Raw genomic sequence first — 7,574 nt, 5'->3', positions numbered from 1 at the left:
GCCGCGCTGGAGGAGCTGCTGACCGCCAGTCGGCTCGGTGGTCGGGCAGGGAGAATGCTCGCGGACCGATCACAATTCCGCGGCGAACGATGGACGGCGATCTCGCCGCCTATATCGATTTTCTGATCGACGAGAGCGGCATGCGCCTCGGTGTCTGCGATTGGGGATACTGCGCTTATCGTGCCGAGAGCGCCGCCTGCCGCGGTGACGAACATGGCCCCAACCCAACCTGGCGGACCGAGAGCACCTGCGTCCGCTGCGCCAACTTCGCCGTAACGGAACGCCATCGTCCGGTCTGGGAAGCCCGGCGAAGCCGCAATCTCAGCCTGCTTTCCAACTCTCGGCTCGACCCAGTCAGCCTCGCGCTCGCTCGCACGCGGATCGCCGAATGCGACCGCATCCTCGCCGAACTTACGGGAGACTCCCATGCCGCCCCCGAACCCGCCGGCGCCGCCGACCCCCTATGATCGGCGGATGCAGGCGACCGCCGACAAGCTGGGCGCGGCCCTCGATCGCCTTGTTCGCGGGGCGCCCGAACGGCTGGCTTCAACGTATCCAGGCCGCCGATTGACGGTCGCCGCGCTCGCCCGCGAGGCAGGCGTCGCGCGCAACGCCATCTACACCAACCATCGCGATATCCTCGACGACCTCGCTCGAGCCCGAAAGCGTGGAGCGATTCCCGATCGCCTCGGTAGCGTGGAGCACAAGGTCGCCGAGCAACGTGCCGTAATTGGCGACATGCAGCTCCAGATCAGGCAGCTTGTGACGGAGAATGCCGGATTATTGCGACGCGCGGTCGAGGCGGAACGCCTGGCCGAAATGGCCGATCGCCGCAATGCCCAGCTTACGAAGCAGATCGATGTTCTTCGCCGTCCTGCGGTGTTGCGGCCCACCAACGCTTGATCTCGATAGGATCGCAGTGTCACGGCAGGAAGGGCGTCAACTGCGAGTCAGCGCAAGGTGTCCGAGAGCGGGTCAGTGAGGACCGGGCCAAAGATGGCGCGGCCGACCTCCAAGGCCTCATCCACGGTCAAGCCAGTGCCGTCACGTCGTGGTGTTTGAACATCAAGCCATTGCTGCAAATGCGCGTCCGAGCAAAAGAATGCGATCGACGGGCAACAAGAGCCGGCAGCGCAGCCGTCATAGGCGAAGTCGTACCAAACAACCGCACCTGCTGGGGCAACGCTTTTCGGCGCCCGACCATCCGCAGCGTCGTCACTCTATCTGCGACCCGCAGTGACGCATGGTGATGAGATCGATATGTCCGCGCCATACATGTCTGCGGCGCGAGCGCGTCGATCGCACAGAGAGCGTGGAGGGTGTGCCCATTGAGAGATCGACCCGATGGGCGGTGACTGCTTCCTGAACGGATAGGCCAAGCGGATTTGCCCGGAATCGCGATCGGTCCGATCAGATCATTCGGTCCAGCGCGCGGAGCGCCGTTTCGACGTGATCGATCTCGAATCCGATTTCACCGGCGATGTCCGCAATCTGCGGAGGCTGGCCATGATCGCCATAGAACTGCAAGATCGCGCGCCATACGAGATCGTCATTTGCATCGAGCCTGTGAGACCACTTGTCCAGCAGTCCGGCGCGCGCAGCAGACGGCCGGCAAGAGCTTCCCTCGCCCTCGGCTTCGTCACTGCCGACCAATCAGGGCGAAAGACCCAGCCGAATCTCTACCGCCGGCTCTAATTGCGCATGCGCATCGTTTTCATGGTTCGCCTTCACATGAACGCCATTGCCTTAGCCCGCACAGCAGGACAGCTTCTTGACATCCTTGTCGAACGTCTGCGCCGCGAGTTTCAGCCCCTCGACGGTCGTGAGGTAGGGGAAGATCGCCTCTGAGAGGTCATCAATCGTGAGACCGCAGCGGATCGCCAGCGCCGCCGTCTGGATGCTGTCGGCGCCCTCCGGCGCCAGAATGTGCGCGCCGAGCAGTTTTCGGGTTGCGCCGTCCGCCACGAGCTTGATCAGTCCTCGGGTGTCGCGGGCTGCAAGCGCGCGGGGCACATTGTCGAGTGAGAGCACCGAGGTTCGCACGGCGTGCCCGCCAGCGCGGGCTTGCGCCTCGGTCAAACCGACGCTCGCCACCTGTGGATCGGTGAACACGACTGCCGGCATCGCCGAGTTGTCATAACGCAGGCTGTTGCCGTTCAGCGCGTTCTTGGCCGCGAGCTTTGCGCCATAGGCCGCCATGTAGACGAACTGGTCTTTGCCTGTCACGTCGCCGACCGCATAGACGCCCGCTTTCGACGTGCGCATACGGTCGTCGATGACGATCGAGCCGGACGACGCCTGCGTGACGCCGGCCTCGGCGAGGCCGAGAGTTTCAGTATTCGGCGTGCGCCCGGTCGCCACGAGAATCCGCTCGGCTGTCAATATGTCCGGACGGCCGCTGCGGATAATGGCGAGAGCCACACCGCCGTCATCGGTCCTGCGGACGGAATCATAGGCCGCTCCGCTGATGACTGTGATCCCTTCATCGGCGAGGGTAGCCCGCGAGAGCCGATCCGATCTCGGGCTCGGCCTCCGGCAGGAGCCGACTGCGAAAGACCAGCGTGACCCGACGCCAGCGCGCGCGAAGGTTTGGGCGAGTTCAGCCCCCACATAGCCGCCGCCAAGCACGATCAACGAACGCGGTAGTTGCGACATGGCGAGCGCCGCCGTGCTGTCGAGCGGCGAGACGTCGGCGATTCCGGGAATCAGCGGCAGCGCGGGGCGCGCACCAGTTGCAACGATGATGCGCTCCGAAGTGAGCCGCTGACCATCCACGTCGACGCCGCCAGCGACGAGCCGGGCCTGACCTTCTCGGTAGGCTACGTTGTTGTATTCGGGCAGGAGGTCGGCGTATTTCGCCTGACGCAGTCCAGCGACCAAAGCGTCCTTCTGGGCGATCTGTGCGGCCCAATCGACCACGCGGGCGCCACTTTCGATGCCTGCGAACCGAGTTTGCGCGACATTGGCGTGGTGCACCGCCTCCGTAGCCCGGATCAACGCTTTCGAAGGCACGCAGCCGATATTGACGCAGGTGCCGCCGATCGTGCCGTATCCGATGAGCGCGACCTGTGCACCCTGCTCGGCGGCGGTGATCGCGGCGGAAAAGCCGGCCGAGCCGGCGCCGACGACCACGAGGTCGTAGCTTTGTCCTTTTTTCGCGGGCGCGCAGCAGTCACTCATGATTTGAACTCTTCCTGTCCAATGTACTCGCGCAACAATCAGCGCTTGAGCGGCGGCGAACGAGCCAAAAGGCGGCGACTGCCAAACCTGTCAGCACAATCGCGATTCCGACATAGCCCGTCGCGGCAAGCGACGCCGAAATGCCGGCGGTCGCGAGACTTGCGATCAGGATGGGCGCCCCACAGCAGGTTACCGCCAAAACGGCCCAATAATTCCAAGAGCAAATGGCCTGACGCCTTGCCCGTCCGCGTTCATGACTTCAGATCGGCGGGATAGCCATGATCGGTTGTCGCCTTGATCATGGCGTTCGGGGACGTGAGAGCATTGTCGAACAGCACCGTCGCCGTGACGTCATCCATGCCGTCGGCCTGGCTTACCTGAACCGATTTCACGCCGGTCACGTGTTCCAGAGTGCTTTTGACGATGGGACCACAAAGGACGCACCCCGCGTGATGGACGGCGAGGGTGACCGTCGATTCGGCCGCGACGGCGAGCGAGGGCGCAGCGAACAAGCCGATGGTCAGGACGGCGGATGCAAGGCGATGAAACATGGCGATCTCCTGGGTTCAGAATGCGATGGCGCGGATGAGGTAGGGGAAGCCGAGCGCGACAATGACGAGCCCGGTCGCGGCCCAAAGACCGATCTTGGCCAATCTGTCGGACTTCGGATCGGCGCAATAAGACCCCGGGACGCATGCAGCTTTCGGTTTGGCGTAGACCCGATAAGCGCCGTAACCGATGAAGCCCAGCGCGACGAGGGCGAAGAGCGGTTGATACGGCTCCAGCGCAGTCAGATTGCCGATCCAGGCGCCGCTGACGCCCAGCGTGAAAAGGGCGAATGGTATGACGCAGCACGATGCGGCGCCGAGCGCTGCAGGATGCCGCCCGCCGCGAGGAGCCGCGAGGCGCCGCCCTTGGTTCGGTCATTCGCCTGCAGCGCCGCAGCGCCCAATTGATTCCGCGTCGTCGTCATGACCTCGTTTGGCAGCGCTGTTGCCTCGTCTCGCACCGTCATTGAACACGCTCCCGAAATCGATCTATGGTGACCCTAAGGCCTGTAGGGACTACAGGGTCAAGCGAGAACTTCTCACGGATTTGTGAGGCCAAAAATGAAGCAACCGAAGACTTTTCGATCGGGGCATTGTCAGAGCGCAGCGAAGTGAACATCGAGACAATCCGCTACTACGAGAAGATCGGCATCATGCCGGCGCCGGCTCGCAGCGCCGCCGGCTACCGCATCTACGGGGTCGAGCATGTCAGGCGGCTGCATTTCGTTCGTCGGGGTCGAGAACTTGGCTTCAGCCTCGACGAATTGCGTAACCTGCTCCGCCTGGTTGACGGGCACGCCTTCACCTGTGCGGAGGTCAACGCGCTGACCGTCGAACATCTCAGGGATATCCGTCGGAAGATCGTCGACCTGCAGCGGTTGGAGCGGGCGATGTCGGACATGGCGGCGCAATGCAAGGGCGATCAGGTTCCGGAGTGCCCGATCATCGATGCCCTTTTCGAGATGAGGTCTGTCGCCGGCGGCGCGCGTCCCGCCCGAGCTCGGCGCAGGGCCGAAGTGACGAAAGTCGCGCGTCCAGCGTGAGCGCGACAACGTCGCGGGCGATCGAAGTCTCGACACCCATAAGCTGTTGCCCATTCCTCCCAATTGATCCGCCGATATCCACGGCGCGCTCCAATTTCCCGCTTGATTGCATCAGAGCGCAGTCGCTCGCTTGCTCGCATGGTGGCGATCAAGCCACTGGCCATGCGGCTCAGCCCGCGCGGAGTGAATCGGTCCAAATGACACCGCAAGGTGTCATCCGTCGGAAAGGAAAAAGATTCCAAAAGTTTCATCAACGAAGGACACTTGACATCTGACCTAGAGCGTTTCACATTTTGACTGAAGCATAACCCGCGTTAGCGAAGTAGTTGGCGCATTCGCGAGGCTGGATGTCCTGGACGAGCTGACCGATGTGGCGCCAGGTGTCCTCGATGGTGCGCTTCTGAGCTTGCCGCATCCAGTGTTTGATCTTGGAGAAGGCCTGCTCGATCGGGTTGAGGTCGGGCGAGTATGGCGGCAGGTACCAGAGCCTGGCGCCAGCAGCCTGGATCATCTGCCTGACAGCTTTCGACTTGTGGCTTCCGAGATTGTCGAGAATGACGATGTCGCCTTCGCGCAGGGTTGGCAGGAGAAGGTGCTTCACATAAGCGCAGAAGCATTCGCCGTTGATCGGGCCGTCGAAGACGCAGGGTGCCGTGAGTTGGTCATGGCGGAGCGCGCCGAGGAATGTGAGGGTACGCCAGTGACCGTGCGGGGCGAAGCCGCGCAGGCGTGCCCTTTGGGGCCCCAGCCTCGCAAAGGGGCCATGTTGGTCTTGATCCAGGTCTCATCGATGAAGACGAGGCGGCCCGGATCGAGCCCGGCCTGCCAGGATCGCCAACGCTGACGCCTACGAGAGACGTCGGCGCGAGCCTGTTCGAGAGCGAACAGTGTTTTTTTTGAACCGCAGCCCTTCCCGGCGCAGGAACAGCCAGACCGCGTTGTGTGAGACCTTGACCCCACGGGCTGCCAGTTCCGCCTTCAGACCATGCAGCGTCAGGTGAGGCGTCTGAGTGATCCGCTCGACGATGAAGGCGCGGTGCGGATCAAGCACAGGCTTGCGGTGACCGCCCATCTTGCCAGGCACAACCGAGCCGGTCGCCCGCTGCCGCTGTGACCACTTCACAACCGATGAGACCGCAACGCCAAACCGTTCCGCCACAGACCGGCAGCTCTCGCCCGCCAGAACCGACGCCACCACACGTTCGCGAAGATCAAGGGAAAGAGGTCGGGTCATGCGATGCTGGCCTCCAATCCAGTCAGCATCTTGAATCACAAACCGCCCAAAACCGGAATCCCCTCCGATTCAATTAAGCAATGAAACGCTCTAAGCAATCCATTCGTCATCGGCCGCGACGGCACGCGCGCCGAGGTCATCGCAAAATATCGCGCTTGGATCGCTGCGCAACCTGCGCTGATGAATGCGCTCGAGCAACTGCGCGGGCGCGATCTCATTTCTGCGCGCCGCTCGCATGCCACGGCGACGTGCTGGTCGAACTCGCCAACAGGCGCTGATCACGCGCCTGTTTGGTCCAATGTTGCCAGACGCTCGGGCATGTCGAGTAGCTTCATCGCCGCGGCGGTGATGGCCTCGGTGATCGTCGGATAGGTTTCTTCCGAGCTAACCGAGAGCCCGTCTGGGAATGTCACGGTCGCCTGGTAACCATTACCGCGTGGCGTTGCTGAAAGCTGGATCGTAGACATGTCGCTGCGACTCCCTGCCAGATCACACTGTCGTCAGCCCGACCGGCTGGTCTGTTGCGATCGTCTCTCCTGCCTTACCTCCGGCAAGCTGCATATCATCTTTTCACGGTTTCGCCGCGCGCTATCGACGTATGGCCTCTCGCCTGTTCAACCATAGGAAAAGGTGGGCGTTCAGACCGTCGCGGGGTGACCCCGCTAGGCGTGGGTTAGATCAAATTCACCTGGAGCGTCTGGCACCGGCACCGCGAACCATTCATCTTCATCGACACCAAACAGTCCGTGCGATACCGGCACCGTCGCCAGCGGGTTATGGACTACGTGCATGGTCAGAGGCTTTCCATGGCGCCGATCGGTGGCGCAACCAAATACAGCTGACACACCGGCGTAAGCCGGATCGAGGAACGGCGTCGTCGGAATTGCAGTGTTGTTGTGATTTACAATGGAAAATCGCAATGAAAGGGAGGCGCCTTCGATTCTTCTGGTCTCGCGGTTGATCAAGTACTGCAACGGACCCACGGGAAAAACACTTTCGACGCCAAAGGGCATCTGCGTGATTCCACGCGCACCGGGCGTCCATCCCAGCTGGCAGCCGTTGATCGCAATGATGTAGGCATCCGTTGGCAGCACGATTCCCTTTTTCAGATACGTTTGGAGCTTGCTGACCTTCGCGTCAAAGGCAGTCGTCCAGCGCAACAAGATTTGTTCGTGAGGAAACGTACCGACCTTCGCCTCGCCTGGCTTCGGCTCTTCGAGCCAATCGGCGGGAAGGTTTTTCGGCTCAGGGCAGACGGCCTCGATCCATATCCTCACGCCGCCATGTTCAAGGCGCAAATCCGGGCCATCGCCAACGCAGGTCAGTTCGTGACCTTGGTCGTGGAGGTGCTGCGCAAGCAGAAGCTCCCATGTGCGTTGAGCCAGGCTTGCCGGCTTGCCGTTGGTGAACTCCGCGACAAAATCCTCGTTGGGAAGGCCAAGGCGCGCGTAGGTTTCCCACAGCCCCGTGAGTTCAGCGAGCGAGGGCGCCCGGCTTTTGAAATGCTGCGCGAGAAAGGCGCGAACACGCGCGTCAAACCGAGCGAGCTTTGTTGGTACGATCATCGCG

The 7,574-nt window shown here is 62.3% G+C and carries 9 protein-coding genes and 3 pseudogenes; 4 read left to right on the top strand and 8 right to left on the bottom strand.

All coding sequences use genetic code 11. The annotated features are described in order from the left end of the window. The first annotated feature begins 89 nt into the window (after positions 1-89). Together CWS35_RS38725 and CWS35_RS38720 are read left to right on the top strand one after the other, a co-directional pair. Positions 90-467, top strand: coding sequence for a hypothetical protein (locus CWS35_RS38725; RefSeq protein ID WP_100957247.1), 378 nt, complete (start codon positions 90-92; stop codon positions 465-467). A 7-nt stretch (positions 468-474) separates the two neighbouring features. Then, on the top strand, positions 475-903 hold the full coding sequence (locus CWS35_RS38720; RefSeq protein WP_157817360.1) for a hypothetical protein: 429 nt from the start codon (positions 475-477) through the stop codon (positions 901-903). Positions 904-950: 47 nt separating this feature from the next. Here the strand turns inward: CWS35_RS38720 and merB are convergent. The 5 genes and pseudogenes from merB to CWS35_RS40775 form a co-directional block, all read right to left on the bottom strand. Beyond that, a pseudogene (merB, locus tag CWS35_RS40780) lies at positions 951-1,175 on the bottom strand (organomercurial lyase); the annotation flags it as partial. Between the two features lie 235 nt (positions 1,176-1,410). Then, a complete protein-coding gene (locus CWS35_RS38710; RefSeq protein ID WP_100957243.1) occupies positions 1,411-1,653 on the bottom strand; it encodes a hypothetical protein in 243 nt (80 codons plus the stop codon). A 93-nt stretch (positions 1,654-1,746) separates the two neighbouring features. Beyond that, on the bottom strand, positions 1,747-3,180 hold the full coding sequence (merA, locus tag CWS35_RS38705) for a mercury(II) reductase (protein WP_245439172.1): 1,434 nt from the start codon (positions 3,178-3,180) through the stop codon (positions 1,747-1,749). A gap of 251 nt (positions 3,181-3,431) precedes the next feature. After that, the gene (locus CWS35_RS38700) at positions 3,432-3,731 is read right to left on the bottom strand and encodes a heavy-metal-associated domain-containing protein (RefSeq protein WP_100957037.1); all 300 of its coding nucleotides are present in this window, start codon (positions 3,729-3,731) and stop codon (positions 3,432-3,434) included. Between the two features lie 15 nt (positions 3,732-3,746). Next, entirely contained in the window at positions 3,747-4,004 is a 258-nt protein-coding gene (locus CWS35_RS40775) for a mercuric transporter MerT family protein (protein ID WP_371682892.1), read from the bottom strand. Between the two features lie 308 nt (positions 4,005-4,312). On the opposite strand from CWS35_RS40775, the gene CWS35_RS38690 reads away from it, so the two are divergent. After that, the gene (locus tag CWS35_RS38690) at positions 4,313-4,771 is read left to right on the top strand and encodes a helix-turn-helix domain-containing protein (protein WP_245439193.1); all 459 of its coding nucleotides are present in this window, start codon (positions 4,313-4,315) and stop codon (positions 4,769-4,771) included. Between the two features lie 286 nt (positions 4,772-5,057). Here the strand turns inward: CWS35_RS38690 and CWS35_RS38685 are convergent. After that, a pseudogene (locus CWS35_RS38685) lies at positions 5,058-6,041 on the bottom strand (IS630 family transposase). 72 nt (positions 6,042-6,113) lie between these two features. On the opposite strand from CWS35_RS38685, the pseudogene CWS35_RS40770 reads away from it, so the two are divergent. Continuing rightward, a pseudogene (locus CWS35_RS40770) lies at positions 6,114-6,164 on the top strand (hypothetical protein); the annotation flags it as partial. Between the two features lie 119 nt (positions 6,165-6,283). On the opposite strand, the gene CWS35_RS38675 reads toward CWS35_RS40770, so the two are convergent. Next, on the bottom strand, positions 6,284-6,472 hold the full coding sequence (locus CWS35_RS38675) for a hypothetical protein (RefSeq protein WP_100957031.1): 189 nt from the start codon (positions 6,470-6,472) through the stop codon (positions 6,284-6,286). A gap of 195 nt (positions 6,473-6,667) precedes the next feature. After that, on the bottom strand, positions 6,668-7,570 hold the full coding sequence (locus CWS35_RS38670) for a hypothetical protein (protein ID WP_100957029.1): 903 nt from the start codon (positions 7,568-7,570) through the stop codon (positions 6,668-6,670). Between the last annotated feature and the right edge of the window lie 4 nt (positions 7,571-7,574).

The sequence above is a fragment of the Bradyrhizobium sp. SK17 genome, from assembly GCF_002831585.1.
Taxonomy (GTDB): Bacteria; Pseudomonadota; Alphaproteobacteria; order Rhizobiales; family Xanthobacteraceae; genus Bradyrhizobium.
This window is presented reverse-complemented; position numbering and strand designations above follow the sequence as displayed.